At 58.1% G+C, this 22,285-nt stretch carries 15 protein-coding genes and 2 pseudogenes; 5 read left to right on the top strand and 12 right to left on the bottom strand.

Annotation, left to right across the window (positions count from 1 at the left end; all coding sequences use genetic code 11):
- Positions 1-259 precede the first annotated feature (259 nt).
- The 3 genes from catA to RHM55_RS18560 are packed head-to-tail and all read right to left on the bottom strand — an operon-like array spanning position 260 to position 2,696.
- Positions 260-1,189, bottom strand: a complete 930-nt coding sequence (catA, locus tag RHM55_RS18570; RefSeq protein WP_322177735.1) for a catechol 1,2-dioxygenase — start codon at positions 1,187-1,189, stop codon at positions 260-262.
- A 54-nt stretch (positions 1,190-1,243) separates the two neighbouring features.
- On the bottom strand, positions 1,244-1,534 hold the full coding sequence (catC, locus tag RHM55_RS18565; protein WP_322177734.1) for a muconolactone Delta-isomerase: 291 nt from the start codon (positions 1,532-1,534) through the stop codon (positions 1,244-1,246).
- 13 nt (positions 1,535-1,547) lie between these two features.
- Positions 1,548-2,696, bottom strand: a complete 1,149-nt coding sequence (locus RHM55_RS18560; RefSeq protein WP_322177733.1) for a muconate cycloisomerase family protein — start codon at positions 2,694-2,696, stop codon at positions 1,548-1,550.
- Between the two features lie 139 nt (positions 2,697-2,835).
- Between RHM55_RS18560 and RHM55_RS18555 the strand changes: the two genes are divergently transcribed.
- Positions 2,836-3,720 (top strand): LysR family transcriptional regulator, encoded by an 885-nt coding sequence (locus tag RHM55_RS18555; RefSeq protein WP_322177732.1) that lies wholly within the window; start codon positions 2,836-2,838, stop codon positions 3,718-3,720.
- Between the two features lie 74 nt (positions 3,721-3,794).
- Here the strand turns inward: RHM55_RS18555 and RHM55_RS18550 are convergent, their stop codons facing one another.
- The 9 genes from RHM55_RS18550 to RHM55_RS18510 all read right to left on the bottom strand — a co-directional run bounded on the left by RHM55_RS18550 (position 3,795) and on the right by RHM55_RS18510 (position 15,363).
- Complete coding sequence (locus RHM55_RS18550) at positions 3,795-5,120, bottom strand: OprD family porin (protein ID WP_322177731.1); 1,326 nt, start codon at positions 5,118-5,120, stop codon at positions 3,795-3,797.
- Positions 5,121-5,211: 91 nt separating this feature from the next.
- Positions 5,212-6,765 carry a galactarate dehydratase gene (garD, locus tag RHM55_RS18545; protein ID WP_322177730.1) on the bottom strand — a complete coding sequence of 518 codons (1,554 nt, stop codon included), beginning with the start codon at positions 6,763-6,765 and terminating at the stop codon, positions 5,212-5,214.
- 11 nt (positions 6,766-6,776) lie between these two features.
- Positions 6,777-8,150, bottom strand: a complete 1,374-nt coding sequence (locus RHM55_RS18540; RefSeq protein WP_322177729.1) for an MFS transporter — start codon at positions 8,148-8,150, stop codon at positions 6,777-6,779.
- Between the two features lie 105 nt (positions 8,151-8,255).
- A complete protein-coding gene (locus RHM55_RS18535) occupies positions 8,256-9,701 on the bottom strand; it encodes an aldehyde dehydrogenase family protein (RefSeq protein WP_322177728.1) in 1,446 nt (481 codons plus the stop codon).
- Between the two features lie 63 nt (positions 9,702-9,764).
- The gene (gene kdgD, locus RHM55_RS18530) at positions 9,765-10,676 is read right to left on the bottom strand and encodes a 5-dehydro-4-deoxyglucarate dehydratase (protein WP_219064290.1); all 912 of its coding nucleotides are present in this window, start codon (positions 10,674-10,676) and stop codon (positions 9,765-9,767) included.
- Between the two features lie 188 nt (positions 10,677-10,864).
- Positions 10,865-11,614: a FadR/GntR family transcriptional regulator gene (locus RHM55_RS18525; RefSeq protein ID WP_322183017.1), complete on the bottom strand. Its 750-nt coding sequence runs from the start codon at positions 11,612-11,614 to the stop codon at positions 10,865-10,867.
- A 98-nt stretch (positions 11,615-11,712) separates the two neighbouring features.
- A complete protein-coding gene (locus RHM55_RS18520; protein ID WP_322177727.1) occupies positions 11,713-13,449 on the bottom strand; it encodes an ABC transporter ATP-binding protein/permease in 1,737 nt (578 codons plus the stop codon).
- A gap of 98 nt (positions 13,450-13,547) precedes the next feature.
- Positions 13,548-14,108, bottom strand: a complete 561-nt coding sequence (locus RHM55_RS18515; RefSeq protein WP_322177726.1) for a response regulator transcription factor — start codon at positions 14,106-14,108, stop codon at positions 13,548-13,550.
- A complete protein-coding gene (locus RHM55_RS18510; RefSeq protein ID WP_219064294.1) occupies positions 14,101-15,363 on the bottom strand; it encodes an ATP-binding protein in 1,263 nt (420 codons plus the stop codon). The genes RHM55_RS18515 and RHM55_RS18510 overlap by 8 nt, the downstream gene beginning before the upstream one ends.
- A 262-nt stretch (positions 15,364-15,625) precedes the next feature.
- Here RHM55_RS18510 and RHM55_RS18505 point away from each other — a divergent pair, with 262 nt between their 5' ends.
- The 4 genes and pseudogenes from RHM55_RS18505 (at position 15,626) to RHM55_RS18490 (ending at position 22,285) form a co-directional block, all read left to right on the top strand.
- On the top strand, positions 15,626-16,339 hold the full coding sequence (locus RHM55_RS18505) for an SIMPL domain-containing protein (protein WP_322177725.1): 714 nt from the start codon (positions 15,626-15,628) through the stop codon (positions 16,337-16,339).
- A 346-nt stretch (positions 16,340-16,685) separates the two neighbouring features.
- Positions 16,686-18,195: pseudogene (locus RHM55_RS18500) on the top strand (HET-C-related protein); the annotation flags it as partial.
- Between the two features lie 73 nt (positions 18,196-18,268).
- Positions 18,269-18,484, top strand: a pseudogene (locus RHM55_RS18495) (ABC transporter substrate-binding protein); the annotation flags it as partial.
- A gap of 264 nt (positions 18,485-18,748) precedes the next feature.
- Positions 18,749-22,285, top strand: coding sequence for a toxin VasX (locus tag RHM55_RS18490; protein WP_322177724.1), 3,537 nt, complete (start codon positions 18,749-18,751; stop codon positions 22,283-22,285).

Genomic DNA, 22,285 nt, shown 5'->3' with positions numbered 1-22,285 from the left:
ACCTATAACCGATAGTGTCCTATCAAGAGTTTGATCAACGCAACTTCACCTGAATAAAGTCATACTACTTCCTTTAACTCATCGACTTCCGCACGTCGCCGCCTTAATAATCGACCCTGTGATACAGCAACTTTGCCAGCAAGCTATGTATATAATCACCCCGTATGTCACCCGTAATCCAATACCTGAGTGCACCGGCCTGTCCCATACAAAAACAGGCGCCGAAGCACCTGTTTTTTTTACAGTTTAAACCCCTCTATCAATTCTCCAGCGCACGCACCCGCTCCATGCGGCCTTGCTCTTGGGCAGCATCGGAGGATTGCACGGTGAAGTCGAAGTCGATTTCGGCGAAGCGGCCTTCGACACCCTGGGCACGGGCGGCAGCCGGGTCTTCGCTGAAGCGAATGTCGGCGATCAGCTCATCACGTGTGGCGTAGGCAAAGTCGTCGTGCAGGTACTGCTCACCCGACAGGTTGATCTGGGTCGTCAGGTGGCGATGACCAGGGGCCGAGATGAAGAAGTGGATATGCGCCGGACGCTGCCCGTGGCGACCCAGTTGGTCGAGCAGCTTTTGCGTTGGACCGTCCGGTGGGCAGCCGTAACCCGACGGCACGATGCTGCGAAAACGATAGTTGCCTTGGGCATCGGTCTCGATACGGCGGCGCAGGTTGAACTCGGATTGCGTGCCGTCGAAGTACGAATACGTACCCCCGGTATTGGCGTGCCAGACATCGACAATGGCGTTGGCGACTGGCTTGCCATCCAGATCCTTGACCTGGCCTTTCATGAACAACACGGTGCCGGCATCCGTGCCATCGTCCAGACGCGCTTCGGCTTTGCTAAGAGGTGCACCGGCCACATACAACGGACCTTCGATGGTGCGCGGCGTGCCGCCTGACTTGCCTGCCTCTTCGTCTTCGGCGTCCATCACCAGGTCGAGGTAGTGCTCCAGGCCAAGGCCTGCAACCAACAAGCCTGCTTCCTGGCGAGCACCGAGTTCATTGAGGTAGTTGACCGCTTTCCAGAACTCTTCCGGGGTCACACTCAGCTCGTCGATGATGTTTACCGTGTCTTTCAGAATGCGATGCACCAGCGCCTTGACCCGTGGGTTACCCGCGTCATTGAGCTGACCACTGGCTTCCTTCAGGAACTGCTGGACGCCTTCGGTTTGAGCAATTTTTACAGTCATTATCAGAGCCTCAAATTTTATATTTATTAGGAAGCACGCAAGCACAGGGGGCGGCTATCGGTCGTCTTCGCGAATCGATGAAGGGTGACGGCACAAGGCATTCACTTCGATGGCCATGTACGGATACAACGGCAATTGCATCAGCAGGTCGTGCAGCTCCTGAACGCTGTCGACGTCGAACACGCTGTAGTTGGCGTACAACCCGGCGATGCGCCAGATGTGTCGCCACTTGCCGGATTCCTGCAGACGCTGGGAGAGCGCTTTCTCTTCAGCCTTGAGCCGGACGACCTTTTCCGGGTCCTCGTCGAGCGGGATATTCACGGTCATTTTTACGTGGAACAACATGTTGATGGCCTCCTCAGGCAAGGCTGATGGCAGTGGACGTCTTGTCACGGCGGAAGAACGCCAAGCGCTCTTCATCCAGGCTCAAACCCAGGCCTGGCGTGCGTGGAACGTGCAGTTGGAAATCGCGGTAGACCAGCGGTTGGGTCAAAATATCTTCGGTCAGTAACAGTGGCCCGAACAGCTCGGTGTCCCAGGTGAGTTTGGCAAGGGTCAGGAACGCGTGAGCAGAAGCCAATGTGCCGATGCCACCCTCGAGCATGGTGCCGCCATACAGACCGATACCTGCCGCTTCCGCGATCGCAGCGGTACGCAACACGGCACGTGGGCCACCGTTCTTGGCGATCTTCAGGGCGAACACCGAGGCCGCGCCTTCGCGAGCCAGGTTGAAGGCATCTTCAACACATTCGATGGACTCGTCGGCCATGATCGGTGCCGGGCTGCGCGCATTCAGACGGGCCATGCCCGCACGGTTATTGCGCGAAATCGGTTGTTCGATCAGGTCGATTCCGTTGTCGGCCAATACCTGACAGGCACGGATTGCCACGGCTTCATCCCACGCCTGATTGACGTCGACCCGCACACTGGCGCGGTCGCCCAAGGCGTGTTTGATCGCGATTACGTGGGCCAGATCCTTGTGTACTTCTCCGGCACCGATTTTCAATTTGAAGATCCGGTGGCGGCGGATATCGAGCATTTTTTCGGCTTCGGCAATGTCACGCGCCGTGTCGCCGCTGGCCAGGGTCCAGGCCACTTGCAACGCATCGCGGACCCGGCCACCGAGCAGCTCGCTGACGGGCAGACCCAAACGCTTGCCTTGCGCATCGAGCAGTGCGCTTTCGATCCCGGATTTGGCGAAGGTGTTGCCCTTGGCTGCGCGATCAAGGCGCAGCATGGCGGCGTTGATATTGCCCGCATCCTGGCCGACCAGTAGCGGCGCCAAGTGCGTGTCGATGTTGGTTTTAATGCTTTCCGGACTTTCGTTGCCGTAGCTCAAGCCACCAATAGTCGTGGACTCGCCGATGCCTTCGACACCGTCGGAACAGCGCACCCGAATCACCACCAGTGTCTGATTCTGCATCGTGTGCATGGCCAGCTTGTGCGGGCGGATGGTCGGCAGGTCGACGATAATCGTCTCCAGCGACGTGATCACGGTAGAAGTCATTTCAATACCCATCAGGTTCTTTTGTTTTCAACCTTGATATTGAGCCGACCTTTTTAGCCTTTCCAATATAGAATTAGTCTCGTTCGATACTTAAAAGGTATGCAGAAGCCCCTCACGCGGCGCTGCCCAAGGAGTCCCTATGGAGCTTCGCCATCTGCGTTACTTTCAGGTACTCGCCGAGACCCTGAACTTCACCCGCGCCGCAGAGCGGCTGCACATCGCTCAGCCACCGTTGAGCCGGCAAATCCAACAGCTTGAAGATGAACTCGGGGTTGTACTGCTGGAGCGCGGTCGCCCGTTGCGCCTGACCGAGGCCGGGCGTTATTTCTACGAACACTCCCATACCCTGCTCAATCAACTTGGCACCGTTTGCGACAACACTCGACGCATTGGCGCTGGCCAGAAGACGTGGATGGGCATCGGTTTCGCACCTTCGACCCTGTATGGCGTGCTGCCAGAGTTGATCCGTCGCCTGCGCAGCGATGAGCAACTTGATCTGGAACTGGGGCTGTCGGAAATGACCACTCTGCAGCAAGTGCAGGCCTTGAAAGCCGGACGCATCGACATCGGTTTTGGCCGGATTCGCATCGAAGATCCGGCGATTCATCAGCGCATCCTCACCGAAGACCGGCTTGTTGCTGCCCTCCCCGCCGGCCATCCGCTGCTCGCGGGGCCCGCCACACTCGCGCAACTGGCACGCGAGCCTTTTGTGCTGTACCCAGGCAACCCGCGACCCAGTTATGCCGACCACATTCTGGCGCTATTCGCCGCTCACGGCCTGAGCATCAACGTCGTGCAATGGACCAACGAAATGCAAACGGCGATTGGCTTGGTGGGCGCCGGCATCGGCATTACCCTGGTGCCCGCCTCAGTGCAATTGCTGCACCGGGTAGACATTGGCTACACCACCTTGCTCGAACCAAACGCTACTTCACCCATCATCCTCAGCCGCCGCGTGGGCGATGTAACGCCCAGCCTGACTCATTGTTTGAGTTTGATTGATGAGTTATTGGTGAGCCGTTGACAGGCCTTTGCGCGTGCACCTGAACCCTCATCGCAGGCATGCCAGCGATGAGGGTTCTCACAGTCGAAGTGCCGTTAGAACAACGCCAGGGTGTAGCTGAGGATCACGCGGTTTTCGTCTTGCTGGTTCTGCCCAGGGATGTTGTTGCGCCACATGGCGTTTTTCCACATCACACCAAAGCCTTTCAGCGTACCTGCCGGCACAACATAGGCCAGGGTCAGGTCGCGCTCCCACTCGCTGGCGCTGGTGGTCGGAGTATCGATATCGTCACCTTTAAGGTAGACGATGCCGGCAGTTGCGCCCGGCAGACCGACTGTGGCGAAGTCATAAGCGTAACGGGCTTGCCAGGTTTTTTCCCCGGCACGGCCAAACTTCTGGATCTGCATGTCGGTGATGGTGCCGTTGGACGAACCGTCACCCTGGTTCAGCCAAGGGAAGTCGCTGTCGCCGTTGCTGACCTGATAACCGCCACCGAAGGTATGCCCCGCGAGGGTGTAAAGGAACAGGCCGCTGTACAGGTTGTTGTCGACTTTACCCTTGGTCACTTTGCCGCCGTAGAAACCGGTGGTGAAGTAGGCGGGGTCGTGACTGTTAGCGCCGTCATCCTTGCTGTTGAAGTAGCGGATGTCGCTCTTCAGTACACCTGGACCGATGGACCAGTTGTGGACCAGACCAAGAAAGTGTTGCTTGTAAAAGTCTTCCAGGTTGCCGTAGTAGTACTGCAATGTCAGGTCTTTGGTCAGCTTGTAATCGCCACCGGCATACATGAATTTGTTACTGAACCGGCCGGTAATCGGGTTGTTCGCACCCCCGATGGACAGGTTCTCGTTGTTGCTGGAGTTACGGCCTTTAACCTGTTCGATCTGACCGCTAACCAGCGTCAGATCAGTGATATCGGCCGACGTGATCTGGCCGCCCTGCCAGGTTTGCGGCAGCAGACGACCATCGTTGGTGACGATGACCGGGTTCTTCGGCTGCAAAGTACCCAGCTTTAGTTCGGTCTTGGAGATCTTGGCCTTGGCGGTCAGGCCCAGGCTCGAGAAATCATCAACCGCGTGGTCGCCGTCACTCGGGAACACGATACCGCCATAGTTGTTACCGGTCGGGTTGCCGTGCTTCGCGGTGCTTGAGTCCAGTTTGACCCCCAACATGCCGATTGCATCAACGCCGAAACCAACAAGACCCTGGGTATAACCCGAGGTGAAATCAAGCTGGAAACCTTGACCCCATTCCGCCTGATAGTTGTTGTTTTTGGCCGTGATGCCATCACGGTTATCTTGGTTGATGTAGAAATTGCGCAGCTTCAGATTGGCTTTGCTGTCTTCGAGAAAACCAGCTGCACCCGCTTGCTGGGCTACGACTGCTGTCACTACAGCAAGCGCCAGGTTGGACTTTTTCATTGCTTTACTCCGCTCTTGGATCTTTTTTTTGTTGTTATACGTCCCGAACAATCGCTATTCAGGGCCTTACTGATCACTCTGCAAACGAACATCACGTAATCGGTGCCGGATTGAACAAGGTGATGTCGTTGTGTAGCCGCAGCGCTTCGGCGCAGGTTTTTTTCTTGCCGCTGGCAACGTCCAGATAGAAGTGGAACAACTCCCACCCCAGGTCCTCGATGCTCGCGCGGCCTGTGGCGATGCGCCCGGCATCAATGTCGATCAGGTCCGGCCAGCGCTGGGCCAGCTCGGTGCGAGTCGAGACTTTCACCACCGGCGCCATGGCCAAACCGTAGGGCGTGCCGCGCCCCGTGGTGAACACATGCAGGTTCATCCCGGCCGCCAGTTGCAATGTGCCGCAGACAAAGTCGCTGGCCGGTGTCGCACAGAAGATCAGTCCTTTGCGCTTGAACCGCTCGCCAGGGCCAAGCACGCCGTTGATTGCGCTGCTGCCGGATTTGACGATGGAGCCCAGAGACTTCTCGACGATGTTCGACAACCCGCCCTTCTTGTTGCCTGGCGTGGTGTTGGCGCTGCGATCCGCTTCGCCCTTGGCGAGGTAACGGTCGTACCAGTCCATTTCACGGACCAGTTCTTGCGCCACTTCTTTGGTTTCGGCCCGGGAGGTCAGCAGGTAAATGGCATCGCGCACTTCGGTGACTTCGGAGAACATCACCGTCGCCCCGGCACGCAACAACAGATCCGAAGCGAAGCCCAGCGCCGGGTTGGCGGTGATGCCACTGAACGCATCGCTGCCGCCGCACTGCATGCCCAGAATCAGCTCGGACGCCGGTACGGTTTCGCGACGACGCTGATCGAGCTTTTTCAGGCGCACTTCAGCCATCGCCATGATCTCCTCGATCATTTCGACGAAGCCGTGGCTGGAGTCCTGCAGGCGATACAGCCAGGGGTCATCGAGATCCACCGAGCTGTCGTTTTCATGCATGACCTGCCCCGGCTGCAATTTCTCGCAGCCCAGACTGATCACCAGGGCCTCCCCGCCCAGGTTCGGGTTGCGCGCCAGATTGCGCACGGTGCGAATCGGGATGTAAGCATCGGTCGCGGTGATCGCCACGCCGCAGCCATAGCTGTGGGTCAGCGCCACCACGTCATCGACGTTCGGGTACTTGGGCAACAACTCATCGCGGATGCGCTTGACCGCATGATCGAGCACACCCGTCACGCACTGCACGGTGGTGGTGATGCCAAGGATATTGCGTGTACCGACAGTGCCGTCGGCGTTGCGATAACCCTCAAACGTGAAACCTTCCAGCGGCGCCTGTTTTTCCGGCACGTCAGTGGACAGTGGCAGGCTGTCCAGCGGTGGTGCGGACGGCATACGCAGTTGATCTTCCCTGACCCAGCTGCCGCGCGGAATCGCGTGCAAGGCATAACCGATGGTTTGCCCGTAACGGATCACCGGCTGGCCTTCGGCGATGTCCACCAGATTGACCTTGTGGCTTTGCGGCACGTTATCGAGGGTCACCAGGCCGTTGTCGAACCGGGTACCGGCCGGGACGCCTTGGTCGTTGACCACAACCGCCACGTTGTCGAGTTCGTGCAAGCGGATGTAACGCGGCGAATCGGCATGTTGAATCAGGTTCATCACGGTTTTCCTCAGGATTTGGCTTGAGAAAGTGTGCCGGCGTTGTCACCGGTCAAAGGCCCCTTGGCTGGCGGCTCGGTCAAGACGACACGTTTGATTGGGCCGACGATCACCAGGTAGCTGAACACGGCTACCAGCGCGTTGGCGCCGACGTACACCAAGGCCCATTTGAACGAGCCGGTTGCGCTGATGATGTAGCCAATCACGATCGGGGTGGTGATCGAAGCGATGTTGCCGAACATGTTGAACAGGCCACCGCTCAAACCGGCGATCTGTTTCGGTGAGGTGTCGGACACCACCGCCCAACCCAACGCGCCGACGCCTTTGCCGAAGAAAGCCAGGGCCATGAAGCCGACCACCATCCATTCGATATCAACGTAGTTACAGGCAACGATGGAGGTCGAGAGCAGCAGACCACCAATGATCGGCGCCTTGCGGGCGAAGGTCAGGGAGTGACCTTTACGCAACAGGTAGTCGGAAATGATCCCGCCCAACACCCCACCGATAAAGCCGCAGATGGCGGGCAGCGAAGCAATGAAGCCCGCCTTGAGGATGGTCATTCCGCGCTCCTGAACCAGGTACACCGGGAACCAGGTCAGGAAGAAGTAGGTGATGCCGTTGATGCAGTATTGGCCCAGGTAAACGCCCAGCATCATGCGGTTGGTCAACAGCTGACGTACGTAGTCCCACTTCGGACCACCGCTGGCGCCTTTGCCTTTGTCCTGATCCATGTCGACCATGCCGCCGTTGTTGGCGATATGGTTGAACTCGGCTTCGTTGATCTTCGGGTGATTGCGCGGGCTGTGGATAACTTTCAGCCAGATCAGCGAAAACAACACGCCGACGCCGCCCATGACCACGAACACATGCTGCCAGCCGTAGGTGTATACGATCCAGCCCATCAGCGGCGCGAACAGCACGGTGGCGAAGTATTGCGCGGAGTTGAAGATGGCCGAGGCCGTGCCGCGTTCAGCAGTCGGGAACCAGGCAGCCACAATGCGGGCGTTGCCGGGGAAGGATGGCGCTTCAGCCAGACCGACCAGGAAGCGCAGCATGAACAGCGCAACGATGGCGGTCGAGACACCGAATTCACCGACATAGCCTTGCAGCACGGTGAACAGCGACCACGTGAAGATGCTCAAGGCATAGACTCTCTTCGAACCGAAACGGTCGAGCAGCCAGCCGCCAGGGATCTGACCGGCCACGTAGGCCCAGCCGAACGCAGAGAAGATATAACCGAGGGTGACGGCGTCGATGCCGAGGTCTTTTTGCAGGCTGGAGCCCGCGATCGCGATGGTTGCACGATCGGCATAGTTGATCGTGGTCACCAGAAAAAGCATGAGCAAAATCAAATAGCGGACGTGAGTCGGCTTGGTCTGTTGCATGTGCATGTGCTCCCACTAGTTATTTTTTTGTGCGGGTAAAACATTTTTACATGTTGCTCATGTAGGCGCTGCCGAAGGCTGCGGCAGCGCCTACAGATCGTCTATTTACGAACCGATGTAGCTGGTTTTTACGACGGTATAGAACTCTTGCGCATAGCGACCTTGCTCACGCGAACCGTAGGACGAACCCTTACGACCACCGAACGGCACGTGGTAATCGACACCGGCCGTTGGCAGGTTGATCATCACCATCCCGGCCTGTGAATGACGCTTGAAGTGGTTGGCGTACTTCAGCGACGTCGTCGCGATGCCCGCCGACAGACCGAACTCGGTGTCGTTGGCCATGGCCAGCGCTGCTTCGTAATCCGCGACGCGAACAATGTTCGCAACCGGACCAAAGACTTCCTCCCTGCTGATGCGCATTTGCGCAGTGCTGTCCGCGAACAGGGTCGGTGCCAGGAAGTAACCTTCGGTGTCGCAAGTGACCCGCTCACCGCCGGTTACCAGACGCGCGCCTTCATCCTGCGCGATGGCGACGTAGCTCATGTCTTGATCGAGCTGGGCCTTGGACACGACGGGACCGATATCGACGCCTGATTTCAGCGCGTGGCCGACCTTGATCGAGCGCATGCGCTCGGCCATGGCTTCGACGAACGTGTCGTGAATGCCAGCCGTCACGATAAAGCGGCTGGAAGCGGTGCAACGCTGGCCGGTGGAGTAGAACGCACTCTGCACCGACAGCTCGACCGCTTGCTTGAGATCCGCGTCATCGAGAATGACCTGTGGGTTCTTGCCACCCATTTCCAGTTGCACTTTGGCCTGACGCGCGATGCAATCGACTGCGATCTGGCGACCAACGCCGACCGAACCGGTGAAGCTGATGCCATCGACCTTGCGGTTTTTGACCATCACGTCACCGACCACACGCCCACTGCCCATCACCAGGTTGAACACACCCGCCGGGAAGCCTGCACGGGAGATGATTTCAGCCAGTGCCCAGGCACAACCCGGAACCAGGTCCGCAGGCTTGATCACGACACAGTTGCCGTAGGCCAGCGCCGGAGCGATTTTCCAGGCCGGAATGGCAATCGGGAAGTTCCACGGGGTGATCAGTCCGACCACACCCAGGGCTTCGCGAGTCACTTCGACGTTGACGCCCGGCCGTACCGACGGGATGTAGTCACCGGAGATACGCAGGCATTCACCGGCGAAGAATTTGAAGATGTTACCGGCGCGGGTCACTTCGCCAATCGCTTCAGGCAAGGTCTTGCCTTCTTCACGGGCAAGCAAGGTACCGAGCTCTTCGCGACGGGCGAGGATTTCGCTGCCAACCTTGTCCAGCGAGTCACTACGCGCCTGAATACCGGACATCGACCAGGCCGGGAATGCGCTGCGGGCTGCGTCGATGGCGGCATTGACCTGCGCCACGTCGGCCTGGGCGTATTCACCGATCACGTCCGACAGATCGGACGGGTTGATGTTGGAAGAGTAGGTCGCACCGGCAACCCACTCACCGCCAATGTAGTTATCGAAACGCTTTGAATCAGACACAGACATTCTCCTGGAAAAGGCAAAAAACCGCTGACGGATCAGCGGCCTTGATTCATGCGATTTTTACTGCGCGCCCTGCTTGTCCATCAGCGCAGCCAGCATTTCGAACTCATCAGGTGTCAGGTCGGTCAGTGGGGTGCGTACGGGACCGGCGTCGTAACCGGCGATTTTCGCGCCCGCCTTGACGATGCTGACCGCGTAACCCGATTTGCGGTTGCGGATGTCCAGGTAAGGCAGGAAGAAGTCATCAATCAGCTTGCCCACAGTGGCGTGGTCGTCACGGGCAACGGCGTGATAGAAGTCCATCGCCATTTTCGGCAGGAAGTTGAACACCGCCGAGGAGTAGACCGGAACGCCCAGCGCCTTGTAGGCGGCAGCGTAGACTTCGGCGGTCGGCAAACCACCCAGGTAGCTGAAACGATCACCCAGGCGACGGCGGATCGACACCATCAGTTCGATGTCACCCAAACCGTCTTTGTAACCGATCAGGTTCGGGCAGGTCTCAGCCAGACGCTCCAGCAGCGGCGCGGTCAGGCGGCAGACGTTACGGTTGTAAACGATCACGCCGATGTTGACCGACTTGCACACGGCTTCAACGTGGGCGGCAACGCCGTCCTGGCTGGCTTCAGTCAAGTAGTGCGGCAACAGCAACAAACCTTTAGCGCCCAGGCGCTCGGCTTCTTGAGCGTATTCGATGGCTTGGCGGGTAGAACCACCGACACCGGCCAGGATCGGCACACTGGTGGCGCAGGTGTCTACAGCCGTCTTGATCACTTCGGAGTATTCACTGGCCGCCAGGGAGAAGAACTCACCGGTGCCGCCAGCGGCGAACAAGGCAGTAGCGCCGTACGGGGCCAGCCACTCAAGACGCTTGATATAGCCCGCGCGATGGAAATCGCCCTGAGCATTGAAATCGGTGACCGGGAAAGACAACAGGCCGGAAGAGAGGATGGACTTCAGTTCTTGTGGATTCATTATTTGAACACCCTGGATAGCAAATGTGGAGGAAGCACATCAGCTCCAAACTGATGTCGTACGTCATCGTACAACTGAAAATAAGATCACTCAATAGGGATTTGCGGGAATTTGATTTGGGGGCGTGAGGGCCGATCAGCGGTCAGGGAAACTGCATCGACCCACATTTAGGAATTGTGACTTGCCTGCTAAGCCTGCTGCTGTTCTGCCTGTTCATGGGCATGACGCAGGCGTTCGCGGCTGTTGGTCAGGTGCAGGCGCATGGCCGCGCGGGCAGCGTCGGAGTCCTGTCGGGCGATGGCCTCGAAGATTTCTTCGTGCTCGCGGCTCATGCGATTCAGGTAGCGCTGTTGGTCATCATGAGCCAGACGCGCCGAATTGATCCGGGTACGCGGAATGATGCTGGTACCCAGATGGGTCATGATGTCGACGAAGTAGCGGTTACCGGTGGACAAGGCAATCTGCAGGTGGAACTGAAAATCTGACGCCACCGCATCACCGGACTGGGACGCACTTTCAATCAGGGCATCCAGCGCAGCACGCATGGCGACCAGTTGCTCCGGGGTGCGACGTTGCGCGGCCAACCCTGCGGATTCCACCTCAAGGCTGATGCGCAACTCAAGAATCGCCAGCACATCACGCAAGGTGACAATGGTCGCCGGATCGATTCGAAAGCCGCTCGGGCTCGGCGTATCCAGCACGAACGTGCCGATGCCATGCCGGGTTTCCACCAGCCCGGACGCCTGCAAACGCGAGATTGCCTCGCGCACCACCGTCCGGCTAACGCCCTGCTCTTGCATGATCGCCGACTCTGTCGGCAACTTGTCTCCGCGCTTCAATTGGCCGTCGCGAATCCGTTCAGACAGTTCAGTGACCAATTCCTGAGCGAGGCTGCGGTGCTTTCTGCGAACGCGGGGCGCAGGACTCTGATTATCCATGTCGAACATTTGTCCCAAGGCGATTAAAGACACATGATAGCTCAACCGAGTTGTACGACAACACTCGTAACTACTCGGCCGGTTTCAGGTTATTGGTTTCAAACAACCACTTCAGGATGAGATTGCTCGCGCAGTTGCCCACCGTCAATGCGCAGATGCCGTCGATGGAAGCGTTTGAGACTGCTGCGATGGCCGATACTGAGCAAGGTCACGCCCGGCAACTCGTCGATCAGCGCCTGGTACAGAACCGCCTCGTCTTCCTCGTCCATGGCTGAAGTTGCTTCATCCAGGTACAGCCAGCTGGGTGCATAGAGCAACGCGCGGGAGAAAGCCACACGCTGTTGTTCGCCCGGGGACAACATGCGCTGCCAGTGATCGCTTTCATCCAGACGCGGTACCAGGTGCATCAAGCGACAGGTTTCAAGCACCTGAGCAAAGCGCTCGACGGGATACGCTTCGGGCGCCTGTGGATAACTTAACGCTTCGCGCAGTGTGCCGATGGGCAAATATGGCCGCTGCGGCAAAAACAGATAACGCTCGGCGGGCAGCTTCACGCTGCCCAGCCCATCGCTCCACAACCCACCCAACGCTCGCAGCAGGGTACTTTTGCCGCTGCCGGAACGACCGCTGAGCATGACCCGGTCACCGCGAACGATGTTCAGGTTGGCGCCGGCCAGCAGTTCACGGCCATCAGCCAGGTTCAGCGCCAGATTGTCAAAATGCAGGCCATCACCGTCTCGGTCCAGCTTGATGGTTGAGGTGCGCGCTTCATTGTCAGCCATGCCCTGCCGGAAGCTCAGCAATCGGTCACACGTGGCGCGCCACGAGGCCAGTGTGGTGTACGCCTCGATGAACCAACTGAAGTTCTCTTGCACGTTGCCGAATGCAGAATTGATCTGCATCAGACCGCCCAGCTCGATCGAGCCGGAGAAATAACGCGGTGACGCCACGACGAAAGCAAACACGGTGGCAATCTGGGAATAGCCCGCGGTGAAGAAGGTCAGCCGCTTGGAGACCTTCATGACGTTCCAGTAGTTGCTCCAGATCATGCCGAAGCGTGCGCTCAAGCGCTTGTTTTCATTAGGTTCACCGTTGGAGAACGCAATGCTTTCGGCATTTTCGCGAACCCGTACCAGGGCGAAACGCAAATCGGCTTCGTAGCGCTCTTGCTGGTTGCTCAGCTTGATCAAACGCTGCCCAATTTTGTGGGTCAGCCAGCTGCCAACCACCGCATACACGAGCGCGGCCCAAAACATGTAGCCGGGAATCGTGATGCCGAACAGCTCGATACTGCCCGACACGCCCCACAGAATGATCGAGAACGACACCAGACTGACCACGGTCCGGATCAAACCCAGCGCGAGACTCAAGGTGCTGGTGGTGAAACTGTTGAGGTCTTCGGACAGCCGTTGGTCAGGGTTATCGGTGTAGCCGTGTTGTTCCAACTGGTAGTAGTTCTTGTGGCTGAGCCATTGGGTGAAGTGCTGTTCGGTCAGCCAGCGACGCCAGCGGATGGTCAGCATCTGCGTCAGATAGAGACGGTACACCGCCCCCAGAATCGCCACCGTGGCGATGCCACAGAAGTACAGAATCAGGTGGGTAAACGCCGCCAGGTCTTTCTCTTGCAGCGCGTTATAAAAGTCTTTGTACCAACTGTTGATCATCACCGAGATCGCCACGCTGAACAGCGAAAGCGCGATCACGGAGACCAGCAGTAGCCAGGCCATGCCCTTTTCTTCACTGCGCCAGTACGGCGTTATCAGCTTCCAGACGCGGCGGAAGAACTCTCCGCGTACGGCGTCATTGACCGCAGAATACTCGGCGTTGCGATTCATTATTCAGGCTCGATTGGGATAGAGAACTCGCGTCGGGCCGATCATAGATGATCGGCTTGCTGCTTCGCGAAGTCCTGAGACATTCGTTCAGTCCCCGTTCAGCGCCGAACCGGCCGCTTCTGCAATTTACGCTGCAGGGTCCGCCGGTGCATGCCCAGCGCCCGTGCCGTCGCGGAAATATTGCCTTCGTGCTCAGTCAGCACACGTTGAATGTGCTCCCACTGCAGGCGATCCACCGACATCGGGTTGTCTGGCACCAGCGTATCCAGATCAGCGTGCTCGGACAGCAAGGCCGCCAGCACATCATCGGCGTCGGCCGGCTTGCACAGGTAGTTGCAGGCGCCGCGCTTGATCGCTTCGACGGCAGTGGCGATGCTCGAATAACCGGTGAGGATCACCACGCGCATTTCCGGGTCGATTTCCAGCAGTTTGGGCAGCAGAACCAAACCGGAGTCGCCATTCATTTTCAGGTCGAGCGCAGCGTATTCAGGCACGTCATTCAAGGCCAGGGCCAGCCCTTCTTCTGCCGAACCTGCGGTGCTGACGCGGAAACCACGGCGGCTCATAGCGCGCGCCATCACGCGGGTGAAGGTGGCGTCATCGTCTACCAGCAATAAATGCGGCAGTTCTTCGCCTTCCACTTGGATCTCGTCACTCATGCTTGTCTCCTCGGGCGCCACAGGGCAGGCGAAGCTCAGTGAGCGTCCCGCCTTCCTCATGACTGTAGAGTTTTACCGAGCCACCTGCGCGGGTCACGCTGGCCTTGCTCAAAAATAGGCCGAGGCCGAAGCCTTTGCCTTTGGTGGTAAAAAACGGTTTGCCAATTTGTTCGGCGATTGCCGGCGGCACACCCGCCCCATGGTCACGAATACTGATGCAGATTTCTTCGGCGTCCCAGCCCAGATGCACTTCCAGCCCTTCCGGACAGGCATCGGCGGCGTTGTTCAGCAGATTGAGCAATGCCTGAGTCAAGTCCGGCGGCGGCGCCAGACGTGGCACCGTGCCTTGGCCCAGGCGCTGGAAGCGATAGCTGGCTTCGGGGCGCATCAGGTGCCAACGGTTCAGGGCTTCGTCCAGCCAATCGGTCACGTCTTGTTCATCGATCGCCAATCGGCGGTTGGCTTCAGCCGCGCGCACCAGTTGTTGCAGGGTTTGCTTGCACTGTTGGACCTGCTCTTGCAGCACGCCGAGGTCTTCCTGTAACAGCGGATCGCTATGGTCCTGGCGCATTTCCTTGATCAGCACGCTCATGGTCGCCAAGGGTGTACCCAATTCGTGGGCCGCGCCAGCTGCCTGGGTCGCGACGGCCAACAATTGTTGATCATGCAGGCCCTCCTCCCGACGCTCTGCACGCAGCTGCTCCTGACGCCGCAGCTCCTCGGCCATCTTCGCCGCGAAGAAAGTAATGACTGCCGCCGCCAGAGCAAAGCTCAGCCACATGCCATAAATCTGCATGTTCTCGCGGGCGATAGGAAAGGTGCCCATCGGGTAGAACTGCACCAGCAACAGCGTGTAGCTGACCAGCGCCAGGCCCGAGAGCATCAGCGAATACAGCCACGGTAAGGTCACTGCGGCAATAGTCAGCGGCACCAGATAATAGGACACAAACGGATTGGTCGAGCCGCCGGAGAAAAACAGCAGCACGCTGTGGATCAGCATGTCGAATGCCAGCTGCACGGCGTATTCCAGCTCGGTAACCGGCCACGACGTGCGCAGACGAATGGCCGTCATCACGCACAGGACCATGGAGAACCCGAGGGTGATCGCCAATGGCAGCCACGGCAGCGGCAGCAAGTCGAACAAATAGGCAATACCCACCGAACCCGCTTGCGCGGCCAGTACCAACGTACGGATAACGGTCAGGCGCCACAGGTTCTGGCGGGTAGCTGAAAGCAGTTGAACGGGGGCGAGCATGAGCTCTCCTGATGAGCGCAGCAGGCGGATCGCAGCGAGTATAACCAAGCAGAGGTGAAAACAGCGAAAACTGCGTCAAAGCGCCACATACGCTGAAAAGATGCACACGAGCCCGGGACAGGCTGTGGGGAGCGAATTCATTCACGAATGAATTCGTTCTCGCAGAGGAATGGCTGCCGGAACCTGAAGGGTTCGTCTACAGTCTGATAGTTTTCCGTCTGACGGTTGCCCGTCGTAGCCGGTTCGTTAACAAGGAGTTTTTATGTTCAGCCTTCGCCCCACTGCCGCCCTCTTCGCCCTTGGCGCCGCAACGCTTGCCAGTCTGCCTGCGTTGGCTGAAGAGGTTCATTACAACCAGGTTTCCGTACGTGCCGAAGTCAGCCAGGAAGTCCAACGCGACTTGATGATGGTCACGCTGTACAGCGAAGCGCAGGACACGGATCCGGCCAAACTGGCTGCACAAATCACCGAAACCATGAACAAGGCCCTCGGCCAGGCGCGTCAGGTCAAGGACATCACGATTCGTCAGGGCAGCCGCAACAGCTACCCGATCTATGATGACAAAGGCCAGAAAATCACCGGCTGGCGCGAACGCTCCGAATTGCGCCTCGAGAGCGCGGACTTTGCCGCACTCTCCAAACTGACTGGCGAACTGCTGGAAGATTTGAAAATGGGTGGCATGGACTTCGCCATCGCCCCTCCCACGCGCAAAGCCAGCGAAGACACCCTGCTCAAGGACGCCGTCGCCGCCTTCAAAAACCGTGCGCAGCTGGTGACCGACGCCTTGGGTGGCAAGGGTTACAAACTGGTCAACCTGAACCTCAATACGTCGGGTTATCCACAGCCATACCAACGTGCCCCCGTCATGATGATGAAAGCCGCCCGCGCCGAGTCAGCCCCCACTCCGGAAGTCGAAGCCGGTACCAGCCAGGTCAGTGTCAACGCTGATGGCGTGATCGAAGTACAGATGCCGTGATACACGCACGGCGGCAGCCGCTGGTTGCCGCCGTTTTCTGTTCTTCCCCGCCTACATTCCGCCCTCCCGCCCGACCGTTGCCCTACAGCACTCGCGGCTCCGCCTGATTGGCATCCATTGCGCAAACCGTAAACTCCACCCCCGCAACACTTACTCACTTTTTTGCGTCTTGAGCAGCCCTGACACAGGGTGCATTGACGCGCCACTTTTTATGGAATCACGGATGAAGCCTCTTGACACCCCTTCAGATAACCCTCATTACGACCCCGAAGCGATGCATTTGATCTCTCAGATACCCATCGACGAAAAGCCGTCGTCATCGTCACAGAATGGCGACACGGTAGACTTCGAAGCGGGAGCCGGGGACAAAAATAAATCGACCCACAGGACCATTGAGGAGGTGCTGGCCTCCGTCGCATTTAGCGACGGATGAGATTGAAGCCATTTATTTCGGTAACTGGTTGCGCGACTACTCGCAGTTGCTTGATCCCAAGATTGTGCGCGCAACTACTATGCCTAAAAATTTCCCGGACGTGCTCTCCCGTGAAGCGCTGACGCAGATAGTGGATGTACTGGCCATCCGTGAATTCCCCACGCTGATGAAGATAGACCGGGATAAATTCAAGGTGACGCCGCAGAGGCTGGGCGTCTATCGCCCAAGCGAACACATCGATAATCCTAGAGTGGTGAACCCTGAACCGGCCGATCCCAAGCATCGCGACGCAGACTTCGAACCGTGGGTTCTGCCTGACGATCCGTTATTGCACGTCGACTTCGAGACCTCGAAAAAACGCTATATCCAACGTTCGGTTGACGTCATGGTCGACGAATTGAAGAAGGCAATGCAGGAGGGGCCATCATCTACCGACGGGCTCAGGTCGTTCGGCGCGGCGCTGCATACCCTGGAAGATTTTTTTGCTCACTCCAATTTCGTCGAACTGAGTTTGATCAAAACGGGTTACGAGAATGTGTTGCCATGGACCTCGAAAGCCGATTGCAAGCATAGCCTGCCGCTGGTCACCGGTATGTTCGGTGCCAGCGATGTTATCGCCAGTCTGTCGGCACCTCTCGGGGAGATATTATTTTCGACAAAAGACACAACGTTTGAACCCACCAAGGCTGGCCTTCGCTCTGAACAAGACCAAGTAATCCTGATTTTGCTCGGTGAGCATGTAAACGAGATACTGCTCCCTGCCTTCGAAGGATATCTCCAGGCTCGTGATACATGGGCCGACTTGCCTTTTTCCGAATGGGTGGAGAAGCTGCAATGGCAGCTGGGTACCCCCCTACAAGTACTGAGCAATGCTGTCGGTACAGTCATGCAAGGCATGCTGACATTGTTGGGAAACAGCATCGACGATACCCAGACCTTGCTCGGTGACAACCCCAATACCAGTGGCTCAACTGACCCGACCCACTCACAGCTGGCCAAGGACCATGCCGAACACCCGCTTCACTCCCTTGCCGCATTACTGGCCAGGGATGCAGTTCTTCGAGTTGCACAAGCCATGCTGGGGCATTGGGAAGATAAGCCGGGTGTCGATCCTGTAACAGTCGCATCCTCTTACTTCGTCCACCCCCTGGATTGCGACTGGCAGGATGGTAAGGTACGAGAGTGGGCCGAAAAACACCCCGACCTCGTCCTTTGCAGCACGCGAAAAAGCGACTTGGACAAAGTGCATGAGCACTTGCACAACAACGTTGTTCAAGGACTGGAAAAATTTAAGGAAGACGGCTCCCGCTTTTTAAGCGCCTTGATCAGCACCGACACTAATCCCCTACTTGAGATATGGAAGCTCACCCCTGTTGGGCACGCAGCTACTAATATCAAGGAGTTCCTCGGGCCAAAGAACTAAGCCAACCTTGTAGGGAAACGAAGCAGTGCGGCATTCTGCGCTGTCTGATCGTTGTCGACATCCGCAAGCGCCATTGCCGCATCGCTACGAGACTCCTACGAAAACTGCTGCCCGCGGCCTTGCCGGCTTCGACCCGAGCCAATACCCCCGTGGCACTGATTTCGATGCGTCGGCCGAAACCGCATTCAATCGGCTGACGTAATTCGAGCGCAGCAGCACTGAAATCGAGCCGCGCCTGGCCACCCGCGGGGAGGTGTCCAGCGATGGACTGAGTTATACCTTCCACCTGACATCAACCAAAAGCCCATCGGCACCGGACCTTTCGTACCCAAGCGAAAAGTCCTACCGCCCGCCGCGCCCGCCGCCGACAGCCCTGAATCTGAAATCCCGCCATAGTCGCCGCTTTCGGTAAATACGAAGGACTGCGCATGACGTCTACTACGGCAAAAAGACCTCCATTTGCTTTGCCTGATGCTTTCCTCTGGCAGCAACGCGTCGGTTTTTCGAACCCCGATCACAACCACTCCAGCGCTGAGCAGGCCGGGAGCCAGCCATGACCGACTTCATGACCCCGCGCGGCCACATGGCCATCCTGGTCGCCAAATCCAAAAGCGCCACGCCCTTCGGTGAAGTCGACGTTTGTCCGCTCATGCAAAAAACCATTCACCTGCTGCCGGTGCGTTACGGTCTGGTTGAAAACAGCCTCGATCCCGGCGCCGATCTGGCCATGCCTTATAAACTGCAGAGCCGCCCGCTGGGTCTGCGCATGCTGCGTGATGGCTATCTGTACGTGATCGACAGCGCTACCGGCCTGCTGAGTGAGTACAGCATCAAGGACGGCTCGCTGGAGTACTGGCTGTTCACCGGCAAGGCGTTCAAAGCGCATCGCCCGCCCCTGGGTGACCCTCCAGAAATGATCTTCTTCAAGAGCAGTGTGCTGCATGTCGCCTACTCGGAGCTGCAGTGGAGCGTCGCCAAGTGCCAGCTCGTGCTCGATCATGCCTCCGAGCGCGAGCACTTCATGCAGCGTATCGACCTGGCGCCGGTCAACAGCGAACACATCGTCGCGCCGCTGCTGCATGAACGACACGCGAAGAAATGGCTGGCCGAGGTGGCGCGGGATCACGATGCTCCTCAACAAGGCCTTACCCCTGAAGAAAACATTCCGTACCTGTGGGAACACCCACCGCTGTTTCGTCAGACCTTGATCGAGGAGCTGACCAGCCAGGTCAGCGATGATCACAAAAGCGACTTCCTGTTCCTCGCCGTGCGCGACGATATCGGCGTCATGCGCGACCTGGCGAACTATCAGGACAAGGTGGTGGGCTGGATCGATGACTGGGCCCGCAGCGGCCAGGAAGAAGGCCACACCGAGCGTGATTACTTGCTGGGCTGCTACATCGAATCGCTGAGCCAGATCAGTGCCGCCAACCTCGGCAAAATGGCCTTGAGCACCGATGACCCTGCGCTCAAGGCGTTATTGCTTGATCTGCAAACGCTGCCCGAACCCCAGCGTGGGGAAACGCGGCAGGCGTTGCTGGAGGTGCTGAACCTTGATCCGGTCGCCAACCCGCCGCCCGGTGTTTCCGACCCTGATCATCCTGCCGACCTCAAGGCCCAGCTAAAAAGCATCCAGCTCGGCCCCGTGCGAGCCATTGGCTACAACATGGCCAGCGAGCTGGAAAAAGCCGTCGAGCTTTACGACCTCAAACAAAAACTTGCCCCCGCCGACCCTGAGTTTATTGCCACCCACTGGCAAACCCTGGTCAAGTTGCACCGGAAACAGGACAAGCGACTAAGAGACCTGCTGTACGGCGCCCGCTGGGGCCAGCGCGGGATCAACGACCTGATCGACCGTCCGCGCATGGACGCTTTTCTCAAGGCGCAACGCCCCAAGCTCGCGCACTGGAACGCCCTGCTCGATCGCATCACCCACGACCGACTGGAGATGCTGACCCACAACCGTTTCCACCGCGCCACCTGGCATTACGACGCCAACGATCTGGAGCAGATCGATCACGCCTTGCTCACCCAATACGACTGTTTGAAAGACCTGTGCCGCAGTGACACCGCCAACGACACCATTGTTGCCTGGCTCAACCGCAACCCGCATCAGAGTCGGTCACTGTTTTTTACCTTGCCGCTGAGCGTGCAGACCGAACTGGCCGCACAATTCGCCTTGTTCACCAACGCGGGCTGGGGACTGCTTAAAAGCGCGCCGGAGTGGATCGAGAAGCTGAAAACGCTGTTTGTCGGCCACCTGCCGGACATCGAGACCCTGCCCCACGCCACCCAAGTCAACGCCACCGCCGCCTGGGGCACCCTCGCCCCCGCCGTGCAATGGGGCGTGCAACAAGGGCTGCACGACTTCATGCAGGCCTTGGACAAAGGCCAGATGCCGGACATCGAAGCGCTGTTTCGCTACCTGCCCAAGACCTTCGGGGTTTCGTTGCTCGACGCGGCCCGACGGGAGAAGGTCAGCTTTCAAATAGCAGATGCCGATGACCTGAAAGCCCTGGGTGAGACGGTCAAGGAGGTGCAGGCGAAACGTAGATACCTGCGTTCCCTGAACAACAATGCCCGTCGCTATCGTGCGGAAAAAGATCACTGGCTGGCTCAAGAGTTGGAAAGCCAGCGGCCCGAGACTCAACAGAAACTTAACGTCCTGGAAGAACGACTGGCCCGGATGCTGAGCCCGATTCGTGAACTGCCAGAGGGCGCGGTGCACCTGCAAACAGCGACGGCCGGCACGCCGGGGTTGGCCTTGGTGTTTCCTCCCGAGCAGCAGGCGCAGGTGCGCTCGTTGCTGGATAACTATCGACAAGGAGTGAGGGCTGCGCCTACAGCGGGACTATTAGGGGATGGGGCTGGGCTGTTGGTGTTTGCGGCGCAGTTGGTGAATTTTGTGCAGGTGATCAGGGAGGTCAGAGCCCAACCGGGTCAGGAAAAAGACCTTGGTCCATTGTGGAGTCCTCTTTTCACTACAGTCGCAGCAGGCTTTGGGGCCGCGCAAGGGATTGCCGATACAGCGCTCGGTGCTCAAGCCGCTCAATTGGGTAAAAACCTAAAAGCGGCTGAGTTGAAGAGTATTCATGTGCAGATGGGCAAATTACACGTTGGGCTCGGACTTGTTGGATATACGGCCGGAATTGCCGCAGCCGCGATAAGTCTGAATAGCGCCCATAACAACTGGCTTAACGCCGCACGCGAGGGTAATAGCGCAGCACAAGCGGGCGCCACGCTGAGCATGGTGGGCAATAGCGGCTTTATATTGAGCAACGCCTACGGTCTTGTTGAAACAACGATAGCTGCCAGGAATGTCCTGTCCGTCGCATTTCAAACCGAAGCCCGCCTGGCAGCTTGGGCCGCAGCAGGCACACGTCTGTCCACGATATTTTTCCGCGTCAATATGGCCGGGATTCTGTTCACAGCTCTGGAGCTGTCAGGCACTTGGTTTTACAACCGCTATAACCTCAGCCGCCATGATCAATGGCTGCAGACTACTCCCTGGAGCAGAGATACGGATCGACGTTTGTCGCTGCCGCTAAGCGAGTACCAAAAAAATCTGCACGTTCAGGTCAAGGCCCCAAAAATCGAAGTATGGCCCGAGCAATCCGATAATCAGAGCACCCCATCGACGACCCGGATAGTGCTGCACCTGCCCACCACCTCCAGCGCCGATTTGATGAAGCCTTTTGGCAACAGCAAAGCCAAAACCGTGCTCCGGATAGGCGGCTATGAAGTCCGCACTCACACTACGCGAGTCAACCCGGTAGAGCGCTGGACTGTCGCGACTGACGCATTGATCCAAAAACTTCGGATCAAACAAGCGACACCCTTGGTTCTGGAGCTTGAGGCACCCACTCGCGAGTATCGCCCAACCGCCACCGAACGCGACGAGTTGGTGGTCACCGTTGAGCTCGGAGACTTTAGCCCCGAGGATGGCGCTTACTTACTCAACGTTTATCAATTCCGCGTACCTCTCGACGGCCAAGGCGGTGAGATCGCTGATAAGAACCTTGAACCTCAAGGGGAGAAATGCACTTTTTACCTGATTGATCCCCTCCAACTGCCGCAGGAAGATGACTGA

Origin of the sequence: Pseudomonas sp. MH9.2 (assembly GCF_034353875.1) — a bacterium.
Lineage (GTDB): Bacteria > Pseudomonadota > Gammaproteobacteria > Pseudomonadales > Pseudomonadaceae > Aquipseudomonas.
Note: the sequence above shows the minus strand (reverse complement) of the source record. Positions and strands in the feature narration are given on the sequence as shown.

Excerpts from the sequence above, each read along its gene's own strand:
- catA (WP_322177735.1), bottom strand. The coding sequence starts at position 1,189 with ATGACTGTAAAAATTGCTCAAACCGAAGGCGTCCAGCAGTTCCTGAAG.
- catC (WP_322177734.1), bottom strand. The coding sequence starts at position 1,534 with ATGTTGTTCCACGTAAAAATGACCGTGAATATCCCGCTCGACGAGGAC.
- RHM55_RS18560 (WP_322177733.1), bottom strand. The coding sequence starts at position 2,696 with ATGACTTCTACCGTGATCACGTCGCTGGAGACGATTATCGTCGACCTG.
- RHM55_RS18555 (WP_322177732.1), top strand. The coding sequence starts at position 2,836 with ATGGAGCTTCGCCATCTGCGTTACTTTCAGGTACTCGCCGAGACCCTG.
- RHM55_RS18550 (WP_322177731.1), bottom strand. The coding sequence starts at position 5,120 with ATGAAAAAGTCCAACCTGGCGCTTGCTGTAGTGACAGCAGTCGTAGCC.
- garD (WP_322177730.1), bottom strand. The coding sequence starts at position 6,765 with ATGAACCTGATTCAACATGCCGATTCGCCGCGTTACATCCGCTTGCAC.
- RHM55_RS18540 (WP_322177729.1), bottom strand. The coding sequence starts at position 8,150 with ATGCAACAGACCAAGCCGACTCACGTCCGCTATTTGATTTTGCTCATG.
- kdgD (WP_219064290.1), bottom strand. The coding sequence starts at position 10,676 with ATGAATCCACAAGAACTGAAGTCCATCCTCTCTTCCGGCCTGTTGTCT.
- RHM55_RS18525 (WP_322183017.1), bottom strand. The coding sequence starts at position 11,614 with ATGGATAATCAGAGTCCTGCGCCCCGCGTTCGCAGAAAGCACCGCAGC.
- RHM55_RS18520 (WP_322177727.1), bottom strand. The coding sequence starts at position 13,449 with ATGAATCGCAACGCCGAGTATTCTGCGGTCAATGACGCCGTACGCGGA.
- RHM55_RS18515 (WP_322177726.1), bottom strand. The coding sequence starts at position 14,108 with ATGAGTGACGAGATCCAAGTGGAAGGCGAAGAACTGCCGCATTTATTG.
- RHM55_RS18510 (WP_219064294.1), bottom strand. The coding sequence starts at position 15,363 with ATGCTCGCCCCCGTTCAACTGCTTTCAGCTACCCGCCAGAACCTGTGG.
- RHM55_RS18505 (WP_322177725.1), top strand. The coding sequence starts at position 15,626 with ATGTTCAGCCTTCGCCCCACTGCCGCCCTCTTCGCCCTTGGCGCCGCA.
- RHM55_RS18490 (WP_322177724.1), top strand. The coding sequence starts at position 18,749 with ATGACCGACTTCATGACCCCGCGCGGCCACATGGCCATCCTGGTCGCC.